Raw genomic sequence first — 22441 nt, 5'->3', positions numbered from 1 at the left:
ACTCACCTATCCAATCATAAAGGTTAATTCAGCTTCAGCAACTTTTTTGCCATCCACTTTTGCAATTCCTTTGCCTATTCCTGCAGAAGATTTGATTTTAGTGATTTCGACTTCTAACATCAACGTATCTCCAGGAGTCACTTTTTTACGAAACTTGGCTTTATCTAATCCGCCAAAGTAAGCAGTTTTTCCTTTGAACTGTTCCAATGATAAGAGGGCAACTGCTCCTGCTTGAGCCATTGCTTCAACGATCAAGACACCTGGCATAACAGGCTCTTCTGGAAAATGTCCTTGGAAAAAAGGTTCATTGATGGTCACATTTTTTTTGGCTACGATCCGCTCGCCTTCGACCATTTCTTCCACTCGATCGATCAGTAATAATGGATAACGATGAGGGATGATTTTTTTGATTTCTTGAATGTTCATAGGTCTAGTTCTCCTTGCCTTAATTTGGTTGAACGATAAAGAGTGGTTGTCCGTATTCTACGACCTCTTCATTGTCGATCAAGATTGCTGCGATTTCACCGTCTACGTCACTCGTTACTTCGTTCATCAATTTCATCGCTTCGATGATACAGATCACTTCGCCTTTTGTGACTTTGTCTCCCACCTTTTTAAAAGCTGGTTTATCAGGAGAGGGTTGTAAATAGACGATTCCTACGATCGGTGATTTTACTTCCACACCGTCGACTATTGGTGCAGCTACAACTTCTGGCTGAGTAGAACTGCTTTCTTCTTTTGCTGCAACTGGGGCAGCTGGTTGTGGTTGTGATTCGGAAAACATGGGTGTCGGAACGGGTTGTCCCATTCCTCGACTCATTTCATTTTTATTCATATATAATTCAAATTGTCCGTCTTTCAAGTCAAATTCTGTTAACGTGGATTGATCAAATTGACTGACTAATTCTTTGATTTCATTGATCTTCAACATTATTCCTCCCAGCGTTTCATACATAGCACAGCGTTATGTCCACCGAAGCCTAATGAATTACTCATAGCATAAGATAGTTCGGCTTCTTTGCTTTCATTGATCACCACATTTAAATCAATTTCAGGATCTTGTTTCTCTACATTGATATTTGGTGGAATGAACTGATGCTCTAACGCAAGCAATGTCGCAAGTGCCTCGATACCTCCAGCGGCCCCTAATAAATGCCCAGTCATCGATTTCGTACTGCTGACATAGGTTTCTCTGAATGATTCCCCTAAAGCGATCTGGATCGCTTTTGCTTCTGCTTGGTCGTTGGCAGGTGTACTTGTTCCATGCGCATTGATGTATCCTACTTCTTTCGCATCGATTCCTGCTTCTTCCATTGCTAGTTTCATTGCTTTAGATGCGCCAGAACCATCTGGTGTTGGAGCTGTCATATGGTAGGCATCACAATTTGAGCCATATCCAACGACTTCACCATAGATTTTTGCGCCGCGAGCTTGTGCGTGTTCCAATGATTCTAGAACTAACACACCTGCTCCTTCACCCATGACGAAACCATTACGGCCTTCGTCAAATGGAATCGAACCACGTACTGGATCTGTTGATTCGGATAGAGCAGTCAATGCCGCGAATCCGGCGATTCCCATCTCACAGATCGTTGCTTCTGTTCCGCCCGCAAGGATGATATCTGAATAGCCATGTTTGATATTACGGAAAGCTTCTCCAATGGCATTCGTTCCACTGGCACATGCGGTCACGATCGACGTACAAATGCCTTTAGCACCTACACGTAAGGCAATATTCCCAGCTGCCATATTAGCGATGGACATTGGAACAAACATAGGTGAAACGCGGTTTGGTCCTTTGTCATGCATCCGGATGACTTGACTTTCAATCGTTGGTAATCCACCGATCCCAGAGCCGACAATAACACCAAAACGATCTTGGTTGATTGCTTCTTTTTCGATCCCGCTCATTGCTAATGCTTCCATTGCGGCATAAATACCATAAATTGAAAACATATCCATCCGTTTGCTGTCTTTTTTTACAAAATATTTATCAAAAGGAAAGTCTTTGACTTCACCTGCTAATGTGATACCTGTTTCTGAAGCATCAAATTTTGTGATCGGTGCAATACCATTCGTTCCAGCTTTTAAACTAGCTAAAAAACTTTCTGCATCATTCCCGATCGGTGAAGTGACTCCATAACCTGTGATTACTACTCGATTCATTAATTTTCCTCCCTATCCGTGCATGACCAATCCGCCGTCAACATTGATGACTTGACCTGTGATATACGAACTTTTCGCTAAGAACAGTGCGGCTTCCGCAATGTCTTCTACTTGGCCAAAACGTTGCATTGGAATTTGTTTTTCTGCTTGCTCTCTTACTTTCTCAGATAGGACATCTGTCATATCCGTAGTAACAAAACCAGGCGCAATCACATTACAAGTGATTCCTCTTGTCGCAACTTCTCGTGCCACCGATTTAGTAAAACCGACAACACCTGCTTTACTCGCTGCATAATTGGCTTGGCCTAAGTTACCGATCAATCCAGAAACACTTGAAAGATTGATGATTGCTCCTTCTCTTTTTTTCATCATTTTTTTCAACACGTGCTGTGTCATATTGAAAGTGCCTGTTAAATTGATATCTAAACATTTCTTGAAATCATCTGCATCCATACGTAAGACAAGTTTATCATTAGTAACTCCAGCGTTATTCACCAGAATATCGACAGAACCCAATTGCTTTTCTGCTTCTTTGATCATCTCTCCTGCTTTATCATAATCGGAGATATCGCCTGAGATCCCCACGCACTCCACACCGTATGCCTTGATTGCATCGATTTTTTCGGCTGGGATCTCTCCACGACCGTTTAGGAAGATATTTGCCCCTGCTTTGGCAAAAGCTAAAGCAATGGCTTCGCCAATTCCTCGTGTACTGCCTGTAATAAACACATTTTTTCCAGTTACGTCCATAACTTGCCTCCTATGACAATTGATTGATTGTTTCTTCGAATGTTTGCTGATTTTCAACACGTGTGACTGCGATCGATTTGTCGATCTTTTTCATAAAACCACTTAAGACTTTACCCGGTCCGACCTCAACGACTTGTTCGATCCCTAAGTCTTTGAGTTTTTCGATACTTTCATAGAAACGAACAGGTTTCATCACTTGTTGTTCAAGTAAAGCTGGGATACTTTCCTTTGTCATGATCTCCGTTGTTGTATTACTGATCACTGGGATCTTAGGTTCCGAAAAAGCGATTTTGCTTAGTTCTTCTGCTAGCTGTCTAGCAGCTGGTTCCAAGATGGCTGTGTGGAAAGGACCACTGACATTCAGTGGGATCATCCGTTTGATGCCTTGTTCTTTTAGTAAAGCAACCGCTTGATCCACTGCTTTTTCTTCACCACCAATGACGATCTGCTGTGGGGTGTTGTAATTTGCTGGTGAAACGATCCCTATTTGTTCTGCCTGTTTACAACAGTCTTCGATCACGTCCGCTGGTGCATTCATGACTGCGACCATTTTTCCACTACCTGTTGGTGCAGCGGCGGTCATGAACGTACCTCTTTTTTCGACTAACGCCACGGCTTCTCTAAAGGAAAGAGCGCCACTTGCCACTAATGCAGAATATTCACCTAAACTAAGTCCCAAGACAGCCTGAGGAGTGATTCCACGTTCTACTAATAAACGATAAAAGGCAATGCTGACAGTCAAAATAGCAGGCTGTGTATAGACCGTTTGATCTAAACGATCATTTGTTGAAAAACAAAGCTCTGCCATATCATAGCCTAAGATCTCACTTGCTTCATCAAAGGTCTTTTTCACGATTGGCTCATGGTAGAGGTCTTGACCCATTCCTTGGTATTGTGCACCTTGTCCACTAAATAAAAATGCTGTTTTCATCATCGTTCTCCTATTTATATTCAGGATAAATATCTTCTTTTCATTTAAAAAAAGGCTAAGACACTCCTTTTTCGGAAAATGTCCCAGCCCCCAACCTAATCTTGATGATTATGCAGTTTGTTTTTCAACATAAGTGACTAAATCTTGAACTGTTTTGATGCCATCTTCTGTTTCGATTTTCACATCAAATTCATCTTCGATCTCGTTGATGATTTGGAATAAATCCAAGCTATCTGCTTCAAGGTCTTCTTGGATGTTTGTCGTTAATTTGATTTCTTCTGCGTCTTTTCCTAATTCTTCCGCAATGATTTCTTGAATTTTTTCGAATACCATATGATAATTCCTCCGATATTGTTTCTTTTTTATATTTTTATTTTTATCAGTTTATAGTTCCATGAGGATACTTCCCCATGTCAATCCTCCACCATAACCTGTAAATACCACTTTTTGTTTTTGTCCTAATGTGATTGCTCCGCTTTCTACTGCCTCATCTAAAAGAATCGGGATGCTTGCTGCGGAAGTATTACCGTATTTATCCATGTTCGTTAGAAACTGCTCTTGTGGGACTTTGACCTTACGAGCAATCTTTTCGATGATTCGCAAATTTGCTTGATGCAAAAGCAGATAATCAACAGCTGTGCCTTGAATGATCTCTTTGATGTTCATCGCAACGTCTCTTACAGCAAAATCAAAAATATCTCGTCCGACCATTTTTAAATAGTAAGAACCTTCTGAATCTTCCGTGTATAAAGGCGAATGATTTGGCAGATAACCGGAAGTGAGGGATTGCGCACGCGAGCCATCTGCCGCTAGCGATTCTCTCAATAATTTTTGTTCTGGTCCGGCTTCTAATAAAATGCCTCCTGCACCATCACCAAACAAAACAGCGGTTGAACGATCTGTCCAATCGATCAGTTTGGATAATGTTTCGCCGCCAATCACTAAACCCTTCATTGAGCCGCAGCGAATCAATTTCTCTGCTACACTCAATGCATAAACAAATCCCGAACAAGCTGCGCTGATATCAAAAGCGATTGCTTTTGTTGCGCCGATCCTACCTTGAACTAAGGTCGCTACAGATGGGGATGTATAATCGGGCGACATCGTAGCTACGATGATAAAATCAAGTTCATTCGGATCAAGTGCTCTTTTTTTTAGCAATTTTTTGGCAACGAGGTAACACAAATCGGAAGTTTCCTGGTCGGTTACACAATGTCTCTCCTTGATTCCTGTACGTGATGAGATCCACTCATCCGAAGTGTCCATCATTTTTGAGAGATCATCATTTGTGATGATTTTTTCCGGTAAGACACTTGCCGTTGCTGTGATCGTTCCAAATTGTTCCATTAAACTTCCTCACTTGTAATCTCGCAAGAAATCATGCAAGTTTTTCAATGCAGACAGCAAAGCTTGTTGTTCGTCGGCAGCCAGACCGTCTATGATGTTTTTGACCATTTCACGATGGAAATGCTGATGCACGCGGTAAAGCAGCTTTCCTTTTTTTGTTAACCCCAGCTTCACCACTCGTCGGTCGTCTTCACTACGGATACGCTCAACATAGCCTTTTCTAACTAACTTGTTGATAGCAGTGGTCAAGGTCCCAACAGTAATCGACAGTTCTTTGGCTACTTCTGAAGTTGTCTTTTTCTTGTACATACCGATTGCCTCGATCGTATGCATCTCTGTAATCGACAGATCTTTGAATTGTGACTTTTTTAATTCGGATTCTTCGATCGTCAAAATATCATTGAAGACACTAACGAGATAATCATTTACTGTATTAAAATCAGGTTCCATGTTCCACCATCCACTAAAATTAGTTTGATTATCAAATCTTTTGATGTTCAAACTATATCTTAACTTTTTTCAAAATGCAACCTTTTCACTAGATTTTTTTGCATTATTAATTTTTTTTAATTTTATTTTCATGACAAAAAGCCTTACTACCAGCATTTGTTTATCAAACAATTAAAATCAGGTTCAAAAAAAATATTTTGATTATCAAAGTATCTCTTTAATTTATTTATAAAATATCATAGCTTATATTGTTCATTTTTGTAAATCTGTTATAATCTTTTTGATTTCAATTTCAACTAGAGGAGCACTTATGCAACCAAAAGAGAAAGTAAAAAACCTCCCTTTATTACCTGGGGTTTACTTAATGAAAAATAGTGAAGGAAAAATCATTTATGTAGGTAAAGCGAAAAATCTAAAAAATCGTGTAAGTACGTATTTTTATCAAAATAAACAACACTCAAAAAAAGTCTTGCGCTTAGTTCGTTCGATTGCCGATTTTGAGGTCGTTGTCGTCGATACAGAACTAGATGCTCTATTGTTAGAGTGTCAATTGATCCAACACTATCGTCCAATCTACAACCGACAAATGAATTATTTCGATAACTACAACTACTTACATATCCAACCTGATGGCCTTTCTCTCACGAATGTGCCCACTGCAAGAACTTACGGTCCGTTTCGACTTTACAAAAAAATGCCGAGTATCCTTCGCATCATCGAAGAAAACTATCAAATGCCGTGGCTTTCTGAAATCAGTCATTTAGCCTTACAAGCCCAACTTCCAGAATTGAAGGATTGGACTTTTGAACAAAAGAAGAAAGAGATCCAAGGGTTGTTACAAGGGAGAAATAAGAAATTGATCAGCTATTTAAAAAAACGTCAATTGCATTTCATTGAACAACTAAATTTTGAAAAGGCGGCTATTCTTCAAAGGGATATTGAATTGGTCACCTATTTTACACGTAGAATCCAGGAACAAAAAAAGTTTTTGCGTACGCCGAAAATCACGCTGAGCATGCCGTTAGCTAGCGATGAATCCAAGATGAAGCATTTCCTGATCTGCTATGGTCAAGTGGCTGATACAGCGATTACAGAGCCAGGACAAGCACCTCATTTTTACTATGAAAAAGATAATACGTTGTCACTCAAGCGTCAACTATCTCAAGCGGAAATCGATCCTGTTCAGATCTTGATCAGTTATCAGCGTAAATTAGTCAAAGCCGAACAACAAATAAAAAAAGAGTCTGGAATCCAACCAATCGGCTGAATTCCAGGCTCTTTTAGCTAGCTCGAAATCTTATTGAATCAAATCATAGATCTCCATCGCAACGATATCGACATTGTCGAATTCGTATTGTTGATGTGTGTCTGTCTCAGTAAGTTCAAATGTTTCGGTCGCTTTATCATAAGTCACGGTACATTTTTCTACGCCTTCTTTTTCAAAGCGACGAACTTGCAGTTCATTGTCTGCTGATTCGACCATAGCCTCCAGTCGTTTAATGATTGCGACTAATTGTGAATGTGCCATCGGAGGTCCTCCTTTTCTTAGTTCTGTTATATTGTATCAAAAGCATCGTCGACTTGCATTGATTTTCTCCAAAAAAACTGGTTTTTTAAGATTTTTTTTTCGGCTGCTTTCCATCTTCCCACCAAAGCTTGATCAACGCTTGTGTTCCGTCATTCTCAAAACCCTTTTCCGCTAGCTGTTCATATAGTTTTCGGGCTTCTTTTGTCGCCGGTAAATTCAGTCCTAATTTTTCTGCTTCTGCCAAAGCGATCGTCAAATCTTTGATAAAATGTTTGACAAAAAAACCAGGCGAATAATTTTCCTGTAAAATACGTGGCGCATAATTGCTCAATGACCAATTGGCTGCACTGCCACCTGAAAGTGTAGCGATGACTTTTTCTAAGTCTAAACCAGCTTCTTGCGCATAAACAAGCATTTCTGTCATGCCAGTCATCGTACCAGCGATCATGATTTGGTTTGCCATTTTTGTATGCTGCCCTTTTCCAGCTGAGCCATGCAACGTAAATGTCGTTCCAAACTCTCGGAATAACGGTAATATTTCCTCGTAGACATGCTCTTTTCCGCCGACCATGATCGTCAAAGTACCATTCTTAGCACCTAGATCGCCCCCTGAAACTGGTGCATCTAATGCTTCTGCTCCTAGCTCTTGCGCGCTTGTTGCAATCTTTTCTGCAAGGGTTGGAGTGCTTGTCGTCAAATCGACGACTGTCTTACCGCTCAATCCAGCTCGGAAAATCCCTTTTTCACCATAATAGATTTCTTCTACATCTTGAGGATAGCCAACCATCGTAAAGACGACTTGGCTTGTTTCAGCTACCTGTTGCGGACTATCCGCCCAAGTTGCTCCTTCTTCGACGAGTGGTTCCGCTTTTGCTTTTGTGCGATTATAAACAGTAAGTTCATGACCTGCTTTTTGTAAATGACGAACGATCGCAGTTCCCATAACTCCTGTGCCGATAAAACCAATTTTCATCTTGTGCCCTCCTAAACGATAAAATCCTTGTTTCTATGCTAGTATACGCTAGAAACAAGGATTTTTTTAGAATTATTCACTGTTTTTTTATCTTTTGAAGGAATTTAATTTAATTTTAATTCGTTCGATCGATGCTTCTTCTTCTTTTTTACGCATTTCTTCTTTGTAATAAACAAGCATATCTTCATAAAATTCGATCATTGATTGGCCGAAATGAGTAGCTGAGATCTCAAAAAGTTTTTTCTCGAAGATTTCTGGATCTTTTTCTACTTTGCTTTCAATATAATCAATAAGTGCAGGAGCAAAGTCTTCATCTCGTTCAAATGTTCGTCCAAGAGAAGCATGATCAAACAAACGATTCAAATAATCGTTTCCTTCAACAACACATGGTGTACCAGCCGCCATTGCTTCTGTGTACGTCAATCCTTGCGTTTCAGAGGTAGAAGCACATACGAAATAATCAGCCGCACGATAGTAAAATGCGACATCGTTATTATCGACTTCTCCGGTGAATTGAACTACTTCATCGAGATCCAGTGAGGTGATCAATTCTTTTAGTTGATCTACATAAGGACCTTTACCAACAATGACCAAGCGTGCCTCAGGATACTTTTCAATGACTTCTGGAAACCCTTGGATCAATGCTTGGATATTTTTTTCATAAGAAATCCGACTCAAAGACAAAATCATCAAACCATTTTCTTTGATCCCTAAAGATTCACGTAACTCGTTGGTTTGTTCTTGTGTGATTTCTGGACGTTTGAACTTATCAATGTCGATCCCTGTTGGTATCACTCGCAATGGCGCTGTCACGCCATAGCTACGCAACGTTTCGATCACACGTTCACTCGGACAAACGACACCTGTCGTATGATTCACAAATAACCGTGACAAGTATTTGACATGGGATTGTCGAATCACTTTTCCTTTTGCAATGTAGTGGAGATAATCTTCGTACATCGTGTGATACGTATGGATCGATGGGATTTTTAATTTTTTGGCCACCATCTTTCCAAGAATGCCAGCACCAAATTCAGTGTGCGTATGGATCAGATCTAATTCTAACTCTTTCGCTACTAAATAGGCATACCACATTCCACGTACCACGACTCGTCGTTCTTTGAATGATACAAATGGAACACTCGGCATACGGATCACATCTTTTTCTAACTTGTCTGCATTAGGGTCTGTTGTCGTAAATATATAGACGTCATGCCCCATTTTTTCGAGTTCTTCTTTCAATGTCTTGATCGATGTAGCTACGCCACTTACCTGCGGAAAATAGGTATCGGTAAAAAAGCCGATTTTCATCTTTTTTCGCCTCCAAACTACCTTTTATTTTGATTCTTCCATTTGTTCACTTGAAGAATCAGATGCTTTCAACACTTCTTCATAGACCGATTGAAGCTGCTCACCAATTCTTTCAATACTTCGTTCTTCAGCTGTTCGATAGCCAGCTTCGACTACGCTAGGAACTTCTTGTTGTACGATTTTTTGAATCAGTTCACAAAACTCTTCATTGTTTCGTCCCATATAACAATTTTTTTGATCTTCGAGCCAACCTTCATAGACAGGGATATCACGTACTAACACATTTTGTTTACTTGCTAAAGCTTCAAGCACTACGATTCCTTCTGTTTCTTCATAAGAAGGGAAAAAGAATAAATCCGCTCCTGAATAAGCGCCTTCGATGATCTCGCCTCGAATGTAGCCTGGAAAAATAACATTATCAGGATGATCTTCTTTTACGATTTTACGGATGTTGCTTGGGATCGAATACATTGGCACATGACCAAACCAGATAAATGTATAGTCTGGCATCTGTTTTGCTATTTCAACAAAATCAATGATCCCTTTTCTAGCAAAAAAGAGTCCAACACAAATGATTACTTTTTGGTCAGGTAACAGATTGAAATACTGCCTAAATTTTTGTTCTTTGACAGGATCAGGTTGATATTTCTCTAAATCGATCCCGTTGGAGATTGATTGGATAGGCAAATCGATCCCATAACTTTTCAGTAATTTTTTTGAATAGGGAGTTGGTGTGATCAAGTAATCCGCCTTTTCATACAGACCAACTAAATATTTTTTTACTAACGGCGATAATTGATTCGAACCGATAAAGGAATTACGAAAATCCTCTTCTGTTGAATGCGCATGATATATAATTTTCTTGCCGTTTCTACGCGCTTTATTGATCATATTATGACTATTGATACCATATGTATTGATGTGCAAAATATCATAGTCTTCCTTACTATCTAAAGTATAGGAGATCCCTACATCCTTAAGAGCACGTTTTTGATGATCAAGTGCACGACCAATGCCGGACTTAGAAAGTATCTTCTCACTTTCAAAATATAGTAATACCTTCATCTATGTTGCCCCCTTACTCTTATATTATAACACAGCCTGAAACCTGTCACTCAACCTTAAGTCCGATTTTTTCCCAACAAAGTTGTAAGATAGCGCAGAATTTAATTTTGCTTATTGCATAAAAACAAAAAAACAGGCACAGCCAAATACTGTACCTGTTTTAAAAAATCAAGCTAGATATTCATTGACAAGCTCTACGACTTCTTCCATTGTATCGCACTCATTAAGCGCGCGATCCGCTAGTTCAGCCATTTTGCTTGTGTCTAAACGTTTCATCAAGCTACGTGTTTTCAAGATCGATGTTGCACTCATTGAGAACTCATCTAATCCCATACCAACAAGTAAAGGAACAGCCATTTGATCGCCGGCCATTTCTCCACACATACCAGCCCATTTACCTTCAGCATGTGCTGCATCAATGACGTTTTTGATCAAACGTAGGATTGATGGATTGTATGGTTGGTACAAGTATGAAACACGTTCGTTCATACGGTCAGCTGCCATTGTGTATTGGATCAAGTCGTTTGTTCCTACTGAGAAGAAGTCAACTTCTTTAGCAAATTTATCCGCAATAACGGCTGCAGCTGGAATCTCGATCATGATCCCTACTTGGATCGAATCAGAAACTTCAATGCCTTCATTTACTAATTTTTGTTTTTCTTCTTCAAAGATTGCTTTTGCACTACGGAATTCTTTTAGTGTAGCAACCATTGGGAACATGATACGCAAGTTTCCATGAACAGAGGCGCGTAACAACGCACGCATTTGCGTACGGAACATGTCGTCACCTTGTTCTGACAAGCTGATACGTAATGCACGGTATCCTAAGAACGGATTCATCTCATGCGGCAATTGCAAGTATGGTAGTTCTTTATCTCCACCGATATCCATTGTACGAACAACGACAGGTTTTCCTTCCATTCCTTCCAATACTGCTTTATAAGCAACATATTGGTCTTCTTCAGTAGGAAAATCTGGTGAATCCATATAAAGGAACTCAGTACGGTAAAGTCCAACTGCTTCGCCTCCATTGTTATGCACACCGACTAAGTCTTTTGGTGTACCAATGTTGGCTGCTAATTCAAAGTGTTTGCCATCGGCAGTCACTGTTTCAGCATGTTTCAGTTTTTCCCATTCTGCTTTTTGTGCAGCATAATCTGCACCGATTTTTTCAAATTCAGCTTTTTGTTCTGCTGTTGGATCAATGACTACATCGCCTTCGATTCCGTTAACAGCTAACATTACGCCTTCTTTCACTTTCGCAGTGATTTCTTTTGTTCCAACGATTGCTGGGATTTCAAGAGAACGAGCCATGATCGCAGAATGCGATGTACGTCCACCGATATCTGTTACAAAAGCTTTTACGAAGTTACGATCTAATTGTGCAGTGTCACTTGGCGTCAAATCATGTGCCACGACAACTACTTCTTCATTGATCATTGAAGGGTTTGGTAAAGTCACACCTAGTAGATGTGCTAAAATACGTTTTGCAACGTCACGAATATCTGCTGCACGTTCTTGCATGTAAGCATTATCTTCCATTGCTTCGAACATACCGATATACATATCAGTTACTTCTTTAAGAGCAGATTCAGCATTTACGCTGTTATCTTTGATGTTTTGTTTGATTTGACCTATCATTTCAGGATCTGAAAGAACCATTAAATGTGCGTCAAATACTTGCGCTTCTGCTTCACCTAAGCTTTGCGCTGCTTTTTCACGAATTTGTTGTAATTCTTCAGTTGATTTTGCTAAAGCACCATCTAAACGAGCTTCTTCAGCTGAAGTATCCTCAACTGTCGTCTTACTGAATGATAAATCCGGTTGAACTAGCAGGTAAGCTTTTGCAACGGCTACTCCGTCACTAGCGGCGATCCCTTTTAGCATTTCAACCATTATTCAGATAAGCCTTCTTTCTTCATTGTTTCAACGATAGCTGCCATAGCGTCTGCTTCGTCAGCACCTTCAGCAGTGATAGTAACATCAGAACCTTGACCTACACCTAAAGACATTACGCCCATGATAGATTTTAAGTTTACTGATTTACCTTTATACTCTAAGTTTACATCAGAGTTAAATTTGCTTGCTGTTTGTACTAATAGTGTAGCTGGACGTGCGTGGATCCCAGTTTCTGCTACTACGTGAAATTCTTTCTTTTCCATATTAATCGGTCTCCTTTAAGTGAGTGTTGTTTTTATGTGAGGGTTTTCTTTTTTAGCAATCCATGATAGAGCTAAGCAGATGAACCCTTTCATCTGTAAAGATTACCATTTTTTTTCCTTAGTTACAACAGTTTTCATTTAAATTGAGAGAAATTCCAGTAAAGTATCTTGCTGATTTATCTCATGCTTAGTTTCTATTCCTTCTGTTTTGATAGAAACCTTGTTTTTTTATCTTCGCTTGATCTTCATGATACTATTCTTCCTATAAAGTATTCGTTTTCTGTATTGTGAATTCTGAAAATTATCAGCAAATGAGGCTTGACGCCTACCTGATTTAATTTTTTCCACGATCCAAAGAATCAATTACTTGCGTCTCAGCAAAAATTCAGTATAATTAAAACAAATGGTCAGTAATGGTCAATTGACTTTGACTTTCTCAATGGGTTTGATCAAGTGTTATTCTTTTACCCAAAGAAATACGCGAGGTAAAATAGACCTATCGACCAATGTTTGAAAGGACGTGAATATTTTATGCTTTGTCAAAACTGTGGAAAAAATGAAGCAACGATTCACTTATATGCGACTGTTAATGGGCAACGTACACAACTTGACTATTGTCAGAGCTGTTATCAAAAAATCAAAAATCAGCAAAATGGAGGTCTAACGAGTATGGCTCAAAATGATCCATTTGGCTTTGGAAGTCTGGACGATCTATTTCGTTCGATGTCTCGTCAAATGCAACAACAAGGCAACTTTGAACAAACACCACCTACCCAATTCGGCGGGAACAATAATTTCAACGGGGGGCAACCACCTCAAGGACCAGCTTCGGATGGGCTTTTAGGAGAATATGGGATCAATATCACAGAAGAAGCACGCCAAGGCGAAATCGATCCTGTTATCGGTCGCGATGATGAAATCAAGCGTGTGATCGAGATCTTGAATCGCCGCACCAAAAACAATCCAGTATTGATTGGCGAACCAGGTGTTGGTAAAACAGCTGTCGTTGAAGGACTTGCACAAAAAATCGTTGATGGCGATGTCCCACAAAAACTGCTGGACAAAGAAGTCATTCGCTTAGACGTCGTTTCACTTGTCCAAGGCACAGGGATCCGTGGTCAGTTTGAAGAACGTATGCAAAAACTGATTGAAGAAATCAGACAAGCCGAAAATGTCATCCTATTTATTGATGAAGTCCACGAAATCGTTGGGGCTGGTTCAGCCGGAGATGGCAATATGGATGCCGGCAACATTTTAAAACCTGCGTTAGCGCGTGGTGAATTACAAATGGTCGGTGCAACTACATTGAATGAATATCGAATCATCGAAAAAGACGCAGCGTTAGAACGACGCATGCAACCCGTTCGTGTGGATGAACCTTCCGTAGATGAAACGATCAGCATTTTAAAAGGACTACAAAATCGTTACGAAGATTATCATCATGTCAAATATACGGATGCAGCGATCGAAGCTGCGGCTAGATTGTCGAATCGCTATATCCAAGATCGCTTTTTACCAGATAAAGCCATCGACTTGCTAGATGAAACAGGCTCTAAGAAAAACTTGACGATCCAAATCGTTGATCCAAAAACGATCGAAAAGAAATTGGAAGAAGCAGAAGAACAAAAACTATTAGCTTCTAAAGAAGAAGATTTCGAAAAAGCGGCTTATTACCGCGATCAAATCAATAAATTGAAAAAAATGCAAGAACGTCAACTTTCAGAAGAAGAAATTCCTGTGATCTCTGAAAAAGATATGGAAAAAATCGTCGAACAACGGACAGGAATCCCTGTTGGTGAATTAAAAGAAAAAGAACAAACACAATTGAAAAACTTAGCTGACGACTTGAAGAAACATGTTATCGGACAAAATGATGCAGTTGATCGCGTAGCAAAAGCGATCCGTCGTAATCGAGTTGGTTTGAGTAAGAAAAAACGTCCGATCGGTTCTTTCTTATTTGTCGGTCCTACCGGTGTCGGTAAAACAGAATTAGCGAAACAACTTGCATACGAATTATTTGGATCTGAAGAATCAATGATCCGTTTTGATATGTCAGAATACATGGAAAAACACAGTGTCGCTAAATTGATTGGTTCTCCTCCAGGCTATGTCGGCTATGAAGAAGCTGGTCAATTGACTGAAAAAGTACGTAGAAATCCGTATAGCTTAGTACTACTAGATGAAGTAGAAAAAGCGCATCCTGATGTCTTACACATGTTCTTGCAAATCTTAGATGATGGACGATTAACAGATGCTCAAGGACGTACTGTCAGCTTCAAAGATACGATCATCATCATGACAAGTAATGCGGGTACCGGAAAAGTAGAAGCAAATGTCGGCTTTGGTGCCGCTCGTGAAGGTGTGACTCGTTCTGTCTTGAATCAATTGAACAACTACTTCACACCTGAGTTCTTGAACCGTTTTGACGGCATCATCGAATTTATCGCATTATCAAAAGAAAACTTGATGACGATCGTTAGTCTTATGCTTGATGATGTGAACCAACTGTTAGCTGCACAACAGTTGCATGTTGATGTTCCTACCAATGTCAAAGAAAAATTGGTCGATCTAGGATACGATCCAGCAATGGGCGCACGACCATTACGTCGAACGATCCAAGAACAAATCGAAGACGGCATTGCTGAATTCTATCTTGACCATCCAACGATCCATGATCTTAAAGCAAAATTAGATAAAGACGATAAAATCGTCATCACGTCTAAACCTGAACGTTTAGTCAAAGAAGCAAACAACGAACCGACAGAATAATTTCATGCTAAGAAATCAGCAAAAAATCGAGCGGAGAGTTTGCCACTCTCCGCTTTTATTTTGATTTTTGAAAAAAATAGTAACTAAATTTTCCTAATTCTTTTATTTTTAAAAAGACAAAATGCTGTTCAATTTACTAAAAAAAAATTATACTTAAGGTAAGTTATTTCTTAAATACATAAGAGAGGTGAGCGCCATGAAACTAGTTAATGTAACAAACAGCCATTCACGATTAGTTTTAAATCAGTTGGAAAATACAGATGCACATATGGTCAAGGTATATACTGCCGGAAATACAACTGTTATTTATACAGAAGCTCCTGAGCATAATGAAATCGTCCTAACAAATGAAAACCGTAATATCCAACCAAAAGAAATTGAAGAAATCCAACACTACTTCTTAAAAAAAATCCATGACGCTGAGTACCATCCTGAAGACATCCAAGTAATCGAGTTACCTGGCTTAGTAGAGATCTCTATTCCAAAAAGAAATCTAGATGCACCAATTGCTATGTAGACATAAAAAATAAATCACGAATCAAAAGGGTTTTGTCGAAGTCACTTGGCATTCCCTTTTTTTGTTTCTCCTATTTTCTCCTTCTCTTCCTTTCACGGAGCGATCCGCTTGGATGATCGAACGGATCTCTTGGACGATGCGTTCATTTTTTTCCCAATTCTCAATATCCAGCATTTGACACACTCGCCGCATTTTTGCTTTTTTTCTCTCAATACGCTGCTTTTTCTCCATATCTGTTTCCATTTATTTCCCTTCTTTCTTTGCTTATTTTTTATATATGTACGCAAAAACATTCTAATCTATTTTTTTATTTGATTTTAATTGATTTTTTCAAAAAAACCAAAAAAAGGGTTAAACTTCAACAAAAAAACACACGATCGTTCACTGAAAACGGCTCTTTGTCAATAAGGACTGATGAGTGCAATCAAGTGAAATCCGGAAGAAGAAGTGAACACTTCTTCTCCGGATTTTCTTCGTTATTTGACGTGAATGACTTGATTCGTCAAAAAGATTCGGATGCGCATGTTCTCAAATGATTTAAAGCCATAAGACACTCGTTTGAGTGTTTTGATGTGGGTGTTTTTTGCTTCAATTTTCCCATTAGAGTAAGGATAAATCAAAGAATGACGAATCCCTTCTTCATAGCTCAGAAGATTTTGTAGTTTTAGCCGAAATTCTTTATCTAATGTTTCTGGTAACTGATGCAAGAGAGTGAAAAATGACTCGTGGTCTTTGTCACGAAAGGCATCCGCTAGTTCATGGAACGCTTGATAGGCGACTTTCAAGGCAGTTGAAGCACTTAATAAACGGTCAAGCACCATGGCTTCTGTCAGGTAAGGATACTTTGGGGCACGAAAGCTACGCCAAGTTTTATATTCTGTGTGGTTGATATTCTTCCGATTTTTGGTGAGTAAGCGCCAATGGCTTTTTAATTTCCTTGGCATTGTCCGATTGCCCGAAGCAATCAGGCGTTTCATTTCACGGACACGAAAATCTTGGAACGCTTGATTCATGTGTTTGATCACATGAAAACGATCAATGACCAGTTTGGCATGAGGAAATACTTTTTTTGTTAGTTGAAAATACGCCGCATTCATATCAGTAACTAAATAGTCGACGTCAGATGGATTCACACATGTCTGGAAATAAGTGGTCAACCGAGACAATTTTCGAGTGGGTAAGATATCAACTAATTGCCCGGTTTCCCCATCGGCACAAATAAAACTCATCTTATCTTCTGAGGATACATGGGAACGAAATTCATCGACCATCAATACTTTGGGCAGGTGGCGCTTGGCTTGTTTTGGTAAATAGGTTTTTAACGACTTCAAAATACGCGTCACCGTTGGAATAGACACCTGGCAATGCTTTGCGATAAAAGATAAGGAGACCTTTTCGGTGAGTAAAGCAATGATTTTCATTTTTACATGCTCGGCAATCGAATGATTTGGCCGAACAAAATAGCTTTGGGCTGTCCAATGGGTATGGCAGTTTCTACAGTGATAACGTTGTTTCTTCAGCCGCATGATTAGCGGTAAATGGTTGAATTGATCGAAACGAATGCAGGTCATTTTCTTGCCATTTTTGACAATGACCGTTTTCCCCTTCGAATCTCTCACGGCAGAGCCACAAGTCAAACAAGCAGAAGTAGGAGGAGCTAACACTGCGTCAATAACTAAAGTATTGGTTTGATGGAACGTTTCGTAAGAAACATCTTGGATGGTTAAATATTTATCTGTTAATCGGAGCATTTTTTTGATAGAATTTTCCATAGAGCATATCGTCCTCTCAGTTGTTTATTTTGTGGTGATTTAATCATACTAGAGAACGATATGTTTTTTAATACCCAAAAAGAAAAAGTGGACTGACGAATCAGAATTGATTCATCAGTCCACTTTATTATAGAGCCCTGAAAACAGGAACTATCGTGTGTTCGTTCTGATGTGTGGCTTTGAAAATATTTTTGCTGTATTACACTACGCGTAAACCACAAAATCAATGAGAACTGCTTATTACATCAAACTTTTCAATTTCACATTTGGATATTTGTCTGCAAACCAGCGTTCTGCAAACTGGTTCTCAAATAGGAATAGCGGTTGATCAAAACGATCTCTTGCTAAGATGTTTCGACTTGAACTCATCTTTTCATCTAGATCCTCTGGCTCGATCCAGCGTGCGATCTTATTGCCCATTGGTGACATGATGACTTCTGCGTTGTATTCATTCAACATCCGATATTGGAAAACTTCAAATTGCAATTGTCCAACAGCACCAATGATGTATTCTTCCGTCACATAGGTTTTGTACAATTGGATCGCCCCTTCTTGTACTAATTGGTTGATCCCTTTGTGGAATGATTTTTGTTTCATCACATTTTTTGCTGTTACTTTCATGAAAAGTTCTGGTGTGAATGAAGGCAATTCTTCATAAGCTACTTTTAGTTTTCCTTCATATAAAGTATCACCAATCTGATAGTTTCCAGTATCGTATACTCCAATGATATCTCCTGCTACAGCATTTTCAACGTTTTCTCTGGCATCTGCCATAAACTGAGTGACATTACTTAATTTCAATTTTTTATTCGTTCGTTCTAGGAAAACATCCATCCCACGTTCAAATGTGCCTGAACAGATTCGTACAAACGCAATACGATCTCGGTGAGCCGGGTTCATATTTGCTTGAATCTTAAAGACAAAACCAGAGAATTCTTCTTCGTATGGGCTGACTACTTGATCTTCACGTGTTTTATGGCCATAAGGCGATGGCGCAAATTCAACAAACGTTTCTAAAAAGGTCTGTACACCAAAATTAGTTAAAGCTGAACCAAAGAAGACTGGTGTTTGCTCTCCGCGAGCGATTTTTTCTTCATTGAATGCGTCACCTGCTTCTTTTAACAGTTCTACTTCATCAAGGACTTGTTCGTACAATGAATTATTTCTTAACGGATGATTTTCCGGCAGATGCCCGTCCTCATCTAATTGAGCTAAACGTTCATCTTGATAGTTTTCAGGGCGATAAAATTCGACACGGTTATGGTGGATGTCATACAATCCTTCCAGTCCTTTACCCATACCGATCGGCCAATTCATTGGATAAGATTCGATATCTAATAATTCTTCCAATTCTTCTAATAATTCAAGCGGCTCTCTACCGTCACGATCCAATTTATTGATAAAAGTGAAAATAGGGATGCCTCTTTTTTTGACTACTTGGAAAAGTTTTTTAGTTTGTGCTTCGATCCCTTTTGCGCTATCGATGACCATGACTGCGCTATCGACAGCCATCAAGGTACGATACGTATCTTCTGAGAAATCCTCATGCCCTGGTGTATCTAGAATATTGACTCTTTTTCCATGGTAATCAAATTGCATCACTGAACTTGTGACAGAGATCCCACGTTGCTTTTCGATTTCCATCCAGTCGGATTTTGCAAAATTCCCTGTTTTCTTTCCTTTGACTGTTCCTGCTTGGCGAATCGCTCCACCGAACAAAAGCAGTTGCTCGGTAATCGTTGTTTTCCCTGCATCCGGATGGGAAATGATCGCAAATGTACGACGATTGTCCACTTGCTGTTTTAATTCTGGATTGTTCATAAATTTACTCCATTCTTCATTTGTCTATTGCTTCATCAAAGAGAAATCCTTCGATTATTCGACAGATCCTCTATCCTTTTCTTCAACTCAAATAGTATAGCATGGATCTTCTGTTTGAAAAAGTCAGCGAAACAGTTTTACTCTTTCTTTTCATTATATATCTCCAAAAAAAGAACAGATACATCACTTCATAAGACAAGTAATATATCCGCTCTTTGTTTAGTTAGAAAATAGTTGAAGCTGTGTTATCTTCGAGGCTCGTCATCTTCAAAATCTTTTTTGAAGTAACGACGTTCTTCATCAGGTTCAGCTTCTATTTCTTCTGGATCATGGAAAATCACACGAATTTTAAGCACTCGTGAGCCTTCCATTTCTTCAGAGATCAACGTGATATTTTCAACATCAAATGACAGCTTTTCTCCTTCATCAGGAATCATGCCTAAAGCCGTGATCAAATAACCGGCCATTGTATCCACATCACTCATATGAAGATTGCTTTCAAATGCTTCGTTGAATTCATCGATCAGCATTCTGCCTTGGATGATATATTCGTAGTCACCGATTTGTTCGTAGAGGTTTTCTACTTCATCAGATTCGTCATCGATCTCTCCGACGATTTCTTCAAGCAGATCTTCTAATGTTACTAAACCAACAACCCCACCATATTCATCTAAAAGGATCGCCATTTGATTTTGTGTTTTCTTCATTTCATATAATAGATCATCAATAAAAATCGTTTCTGGAACAAAAAGTGGTTCTTGGATGATTTTTTTGATCTCTAGATGTTCAAACCCAAATTTATGGGCCGCTTTTAATAAGTTTTTCGTGTGGAGGATCCCAACGACTTTGTCTTTGTCTTCATTATAAACAGGAATCCTTGAGTAATTTTCAGATAATACTTCGTTGACATTTTCTTCAATGGAGTCATTAATGTCGATCATAAAAGCATCTGTTCGAGGAACCATTACTTCCCTTGCTACTTTTGTGTCTAAGGAAAAGACACCTTGAAGCATTTCCAACTCTTCGTTGTTCAATACCCCTTCGTTTTCAAGCATATACCGCATTTCGTCGCGGGTCATCTTTGAATCTTCATCATCAAAAGTCATTGGTGTTATCCGTGCCAATAAGCTAGTAGATGCAGACAGTAACCAAACGAAAGGTTTCGCTACGACACCGATCAAACGGATCATACCAGAGGTGAAATTCGCTACTTCCTCTGATTTATTCAAAGCGATCCTTTTCGGGTACAATTCTCCAAAAACAATCGAAACATAGGTCAAAATAGCCAGTACGATAATATTTGCAATACTTCTTGCTGCGGCACCGCCACCTAGTAGTGGGGCTAATCTTACGGATAAAGTATTAGCTAAAGATGCACCAGATAAAATATTGACCAAAGTGATTCCTACTTGGATAGTGGATAGGAAGTTATTTGGGTTCTGCAATATTTTTAAAAGCTTTTTAGATTTAACATCTCCTTCTTCCGCTTTTTGTTCGATCCGATTTTTATTGATCGATACAACTGCAATTTCGGAAGCTGCTAAAAAAGCATTGATCAATGTCAAAATGATCAATAATAAAATTTGCGCTAACAGCGACTGACTCTCAGGGTCAGCATTCATAATCGCATTCTCTCCTTATTCATTTATATTTTTTATATTTTTATAGAAAAAAACGTGGCTAAAGGTAGCCACGTTAAAATGGTATCATAAAGCTATTTTCTTTGCAATAAAAACAGCCAAAGGTTTCTTAGGACTCAAGAGTCGTCGCAATTTTTTTCTTGTTCTCATTTTGCTTGTCTTCTTTGACGATCTTGACGACATAAGAAATGATTGTTTTACAGATTGCATAAAAAGGTACACCTAAGAAAATCCCTAATAAGCCAGCAATGTTTCCTGCAACTAATAAAACAATGATTATCGTTAGTGGATGGATCTTCAACGATTTACCGATAACATTCGGATAAATGATGTTTCCATCTAATTGCTGAACGATCAAAACGACCCCACAACATAATAATGCTCTAAACGGATCATTGAATACTGTGACTAAAAAGGCAGGAGCTAATCCTAAATATGGTCCTAAATAAGGAATAAGGTTAGTCAACCCAGCAATCACACCGAAAAGAAAAGCATAATCGACCCCTATTGCAAAATAACCTAGAAAAGTAAATGTCCCAACGAATAAACATTCGATTGCTTGCCCACTAATATAATTAGCTAGCGTCTTATTTAACTGTCCTAATAATTCAACGATTTGCTCTCTTCGCTTTTCCGGGAAGAAACGCTTGATATTCGGGACAAGCTTTTCACCGTCTTTTAGCATATAAAATAGAATGAATGGTGCGGTGATAATAACGATAGTTGCTGAAGCAATCGTCCCAACGATCGACCCTAAGCTGTTGGATAAGCCGCTTAAAAATTGTTGGATGATCGTGCCATACGAAATATCCAATTGTTCAAAGTACTTATTGATATCCACATCTCTGAATACCGACCATTGAGCAACTTCTGATAACCAAGTCTCTACTTGGCGAATAAAATTAGGCGTGTTCGAAGCCAAAGAAGAAATCTGTTGCACTAAACTTGGTATCACACTTAACAAGATCCAAACCAAAGCAGCTACTAGTAACAACAGCACAATGGCGACTGCCCAGATTCGTTTCATTTTGGTTTTCATCAGTAATTCAACGATTGGATTTAAAATATAATATAAAAAACCAGCAATCAAGACTGGTGCAAATAATGTGGAGAAGAATGTTCCGATTGGTTGGAAGATAAAGTTGATTTTTGAGGAGACCAAGATCAACGTTGCTAAAATCAACAACTCAAACGACCAAAACATTAACTTTGATTGTCTTAATTTATCGAACAAATAAT

The 22441-nt window shown here is 39.0% G+C and carries 22 protein-coding genes; 3 read left to right on the top strand and 19 right to left on the bottom strand.

Features of this window, described 5'->3' with window-relative positions:
• Positions 1 to 6: 6 nt before the first annotated feature.
• The 8 genes from fabZ to DOK79_RS10825 all read right to left on the bottom strand — a co-directional run bounded on the left by fabZ (position 7) and on the right by DOK79_RS10825 (position 5644).
• A complete protein-coding gene (gene fabZ / locus DOK79_RS10860) occupies positions 7 to 426 on the bottom strand; it encodes a 3-hydroxyacyl-ACP dehydratase FabZ (RefSeq protein ID WP_206859602.1) in 420 nt (139 codons plus the stop codon).
• Between the two features lie 19 nt (positions 427 to 445).
• Entirely contained in the window at positions 446 to 928 is a 483-nt protein-coding gene (accB, locus tag DOK79_RS10855) for an acetyl-CoA carboxylase biotin carboxyl carrier protein (RefSeq protein WP_339092070.1), read from the bottom strand.
• Between the two features lie 2 nt (positions 929 to 930).
• Entirely contained in the window at positions 931 to 2166 is a 1236-nt protein-coding gene (gene fabF / locus DOK79_RS10850; protein ID WP_206859593.1) for a beta-ketoacyl-ACP synthase II, read from the bottom strand.
• Between the two features lie 12 nt (positions 2167 to 2178).
• The gene (gene fabG / locus DOK79_RS10845) at positions 2179 to 2916 is read right to left on the bottom strand and encodes a 3-oxoacyl-[acyl-carrier-protein] reductase (RefSeq protein ID WP_206859588.1); all 738 of its coding nucleotides are present in this window, start codon (positions 2914 to 2916) and stop codon (positions 2179 to 2181) included.
• Between the two features lie 10 nt (positions 2917 to 2926).
• Complete coding sequence (gene fabD, locus DOK79_RS10840) at positions 2927 to 3847, bottom strand: ACP S-malonyltransferase (RefSeq protein WP_206859587.1); 921 nt, start codon at positions 3845 to 3847, stop codon at positions 2927 to 2929.
• A 108-nt stretch (positions 3848 to 3955) separates the two neighbouring features.
• A complete protein-coding gene (locus DOK79_RS10835) occupies positions 3956 to 4180 on the bottom strand; it encodes an acyl carrier protein (RefSeq protein WP_034688440.1) in 225 nt (74 codons plus the stop codon).
• Positions 4181 to 4231: 51 nt separating this feature from the next.
• On the bottom strand, positions 4232 to 5194 hold the full coding sequence (locus DOK79_RS10830; RefSeq protein ID WP_206859586.1) for a beta-ketoacyl-ACP synthase III: 963 nt from the start codon (positions 5192 to 5194) through the stop codon (positions 4232 to 4234).
• A gap of 9 nt (positions 5195 to 5203) precedes the next feature.
• On the bottom strand, positions 5204 to 5644 hold the full coding sequence (locus DOK79_RS10825; protein ID WP_206859584.1) for a MarR family winged helix-turn-helix transcriptional regulator: 441 nt from the start codon (positions 5642 to 5644) through the stop codon (positions 5204 to 5206).
• Between the two features lie 310 nt (positions 5645 to 5954).
• On the opposite strand from DOK79_RS10825, the gene DOK79_RS10820 reads away from it, so the two are divergent.
• Complete coding sequence (locus DOK79_RS10820) at positions 5955 to 6911, top strand: GIY-YIG nuclease family protein (RefSeq protein ID WP_206859582.1); 957 nt, start codon at positions 5955 to 5957, stop codon at positions 6909 to 6911.
• 30 nt (positions 6912 to 6941) lie between these two features.
• Here DOK79_RS10820 and DOK79_RS10815 read toward each other — a convergent pair whose 3' ends face one another.
• From DOK79_RS10815 to DOK79_RS10790, 6 genes are all read right to left on the bottom strand, one after another.
• Positions 6942 to 7172, bottom strand: a complete 231-nt coding sequence (locus tag DOK79_RS10815; RefSeq protein ID WP_206859581.1) for a YkuJ family protein — start codon at positions 7170 to 7172, stop codon at positions 6942 to 6944.
• An 85-nt stretch (positions 7173 to 7257) separates the two neighbouring features.
• Positions 7258 to 8145, bottom strand: a complete 888-nt coding sequence (locus DOK79_RS10810) for an NAD(P)-dependent oxidoreductase (protein WP_206859579.1) — start codon at positions 8143 to 8145, stop codon at positions 7258 to 7260.
• A gap of 87 nt (positions 8146 to 8232) precedes the next feature.
• Positions 8233 to 9456: a glycosyltransferase family 4 protein gene (locus tag DOK79_RS10805; protein ID WP_206859577.1), complete on the bottom strand. Its 1224-nt coding sequence runs from the start codon at positions 9454 to 9456 to the stop codon at positions 8233 to 8235.
• Positions 9457 to 9480: 24 nt separating this feature from the next.
• Entirely contained in the window at positions 9481 to 10521 is a 1041-nt protein-coding gene (locus tag DOK79_RS10800; RefSeq protein ID WP_206859575.1) for a glycosyltransferase family 4 protein, read from the bottom strand.
• Between the two features lie 168 nt (positions 10522 to 10689).
• Positions 10690 to 12417, bottom strand: coding sequence for a phosphoenolpyruvate--protein phosphotransferase (gene ptsP, locus DOK79_RS10795; protein WP_206859573.1), 1728 nt, complete (start codon positions 12415 to 12417; stop codon positions 10690 to 10692).
• The gene (locus DOK79_RS10790) at positions 12417 to 12683 is read right to left on the bottom strand and encodes a phosphocarrier protein HPr (RefSeq protein WP_002287602.1); all 267 of its coding nucleotides are present in this window, start codon (positions 12681 to 12683) and stop codon (positions 12417 to 12419) included. Before DOK79_RS10790 ends, ptsP begins: the two co-directional genes overlap by 1 nt.
• A gap of 531 nt (positions 12684 to 13214) precedes the next feature.
• Here DOK79_RS10790 and DOK79_RS10785 point away from each other — a divergent pair.
• The gene (locus DOK79_RS10785) at positions 13215 to 15452 is read left to right on the top strand and encodes an ATP-dependent Clp protease ATP-binding subunit (protein WP_206859571.1); all 2238 of its coding nucleotides are present in this window, start codon (positions 13215 to 13217) and stop codon (positions 15450 to 15452) included.
• A 196-nt stretch (positions 15453 to 15648) separates the two neighbouring features.
• Entirely contained in the window at positions 15649 to 15969 is a 321-nt protein-coding gene (locus DOK79_RS10780; RefSeq protein ID WP_206859565.1) for a DUF1827 family protein, read from the top strand.
• 21 nt (positions 15970 to 15990) lie between these two features.
• Here DOK79_RS10780 and DOK79_RS10775 read toward each other — a convergent pair whose 3' ends face one another.
• The 5 genes from DOK79_RS10775 to DOK79_RS10755 all read right to left on the bottom strand — a co-directional run bounded on the left by DOK79_RS10775 (position 15991) and on the right by DOK79_RS10755 (position 22436).
• A complete protein-coding gene (locus DOK79_RS10775; protein ID WP_206859564.1) occupies positions 15991 to 16212 on the bottom strand; it encodes a flagellar motor switch protein in 222 nt (73 codons plus the stop codon).
• Between the two features lie 233 nt (positions 16213 to 16445).
• Positions 16446 to 17741 (bottom strand): ISL3 family transposase, encoded by a 1296-nt coding sequence (locus tag DOK79_RS10770; protein WP_206859623.1) that lies wholly within the window; start codon positions 17739 to 17741, stop codon positions 16446 to 16448.
• A gap of 240 nt (positions 17742 to 17981) precedes the next feature.
• A complete protein-coding gene (locus tag DOK79_RS10765; RefSeq protein ID WP_206859471.1) occupies positions 17982 to 19562 on the bottom strand; it encodes a peptide chain release factor 3 in 1581 nt (526 codons plus the stop codon).
• 245 nt (positions 19563 to 19807) lie between these two features.
• Positions 19808 to 21184, bottom strand: coding sequence for a hemolysin family protein (locus DOK79_RS10760; protein ID WP_206859472.1), 1377 nt, complete (start codon positions 21182 to 21184; stop codon positions 19808 to 19810).
• Between the two features lie 127 nt (positions 21185 to 21311).
• Positions 21312 to 22436, bottom strand: a complete 1125-nt coding sequence (locus tag DOK79_RS10755) for an AI-2E family transporter (RefSeq protein ID WP_206859473.1) — start codon at positions 22434 to 22436, stop codon at positions 21312 to 21314.
• Positions 22437 to 22441: the final 5 nt, after the last annotated feature.

It is taken from the genome of Enterococcus sp. DIV1094, assembly GCF_017316305.2.
Taxonomy (GTDB): Bacteria; Bacillota; Bacilli; order Lactobacillales; family Enterococcaceae; genus Enterococcus_B; species Enterococcus_B mangumiae.
Note: the sequence above shows the minus strand (reverse complement) of the source record. Positions and strands in the feature narration are given on the sequence as shown.

Coding starts and splice junctions, on each gene's coding strand:
- DOK79_RS10805 (WP_206859577.1), bottom strand. CDS start 9,456: ATGAAAATCGGCTTTTTTACCGATACCTATTTTCCGCAGGTAAGTGGC.
- DOK79_RS10835 (WP_034688440.1), bottom strand. CDS start 4,180: ATGGTATTCGAAAAAATTCAAGAAATCATTGCGGAAGAATTAGGAAAA.
- DOK79_RS10785 (WP_206859571.1), top strand. CDS start 13,215: ATGCTTTGTCAAAACTGTGGAAAAAATGAAGCAACGATTCACTTATAT.
- DOK79_RS10760 (WP_206859472.1), bottom strand. CDS start 21,184: ATGAATGCTGACCCTGAGAGTCAGTCGCTGTTAGCGCAAATTTTATTA.
- fabZ (WP_206859602.1), bottom strand. CDS start 426: ATGAACATTCAAGAAATCAAAAAAATCATCCCTCATCGTTATCCATTA.
- DOK79_RS10775 (WP_206859564.1), bottom strand. CDS start 16,212: ATGGAAACAGATATGGAGAAAAAGCAGCGTATTGAGAGAAAAAAAGCA.
- ptsP (WP_206859573.1), bottom strand. CDS start 12,417: ATGGTTGAAATGCTAAAAGGGATCGCCGCTAGTGACGGAGTAGCCGTT.
- DOK79_RS10765 (WP_206859471.1), bottom strand. CDS start 19,562: ATGAACAATCCAGAATTAAAACAGCAAGTGGACAATCGTCGTACATTT.
- fabF (WP_206859593.1), bottom strand. CDS start 2,166: ATGAATCGAGTAGTAATCACAGGTTATGGAGTCACTTCACCGATCGGG.
- DOK79_RS10810 (WP_206859579.1), bottom strand. CDS start 8,145: ATGAAAATTGGTTTTATCGGCACAGGAGTTATGGGAACTGCGATCGTT.
- fabG (WP_206859588.1), bottom strand. CDS start 2,916: ATGGACGTAACTGGAAAAAATGTGTTTATTACAGGCAGTACACGAGGA.
- DOK79_RS10800 (WP_206859575.1), bottom strand. CDS start 10,521: ATGAAGGTATTACTATATTTTGAAAGTGAGAAGATACTTTCTAAGTCC.
- DOK79_RS10825 (WP_206859584.1), bottom strand. CDS start 5,644: ATGGAACCTGATTTTAATACAGTAAATGATTATCTCGTTAGTGTCTTC.
- DOK79_RS10770 (WP_206859623.1), bottom strand. CDS start 17,741: ATGGAAAATTCTATCAAAAAAATGCTCCGATTAACAGATAAATATTTA.
- DOK79_RS10790 (WP_002287602.1), bottom strand. CDS start 12,683: ATGGAAAAGAAAGAATTTCACGTAGTAGCAGAAACTGGGATCCACGCA.
- DOK79_RS10815 (WP_206859581.1), bottom strand. CDS start 7,172: ATGGCACATTCACAATTAGTCGCAATCATTAAACGACTGGAGGCTATG.
- fabD (WP_206859587.1), bottom strand. CDS start 3,847: ATGAAAACAGCATTTTTATTTAGTGGACAAGGTGCACAATACCAAGGA.
- DOK79_RS10830 (WP_206859586.1), bottom strand. CDS start 5,194: ATGGAACAATTTGGAACGATCACAGCAACGGCAAGTGTCTTACCGGAA.
- DOK79_RS10820 (WP_206859582.1), top strand. CDS start 5,955: ATGCAACCAAAAGAGAAAGTAAAAAACCTCCCTTTATTACCTGGGGTT.
- DOK79_RS10780 (WP_206859565.1), top strand. CDS start 15,649: ATGAAACTAGTTAATGTAACAAACAGCCATTCACGATTAGTTTTAAAT.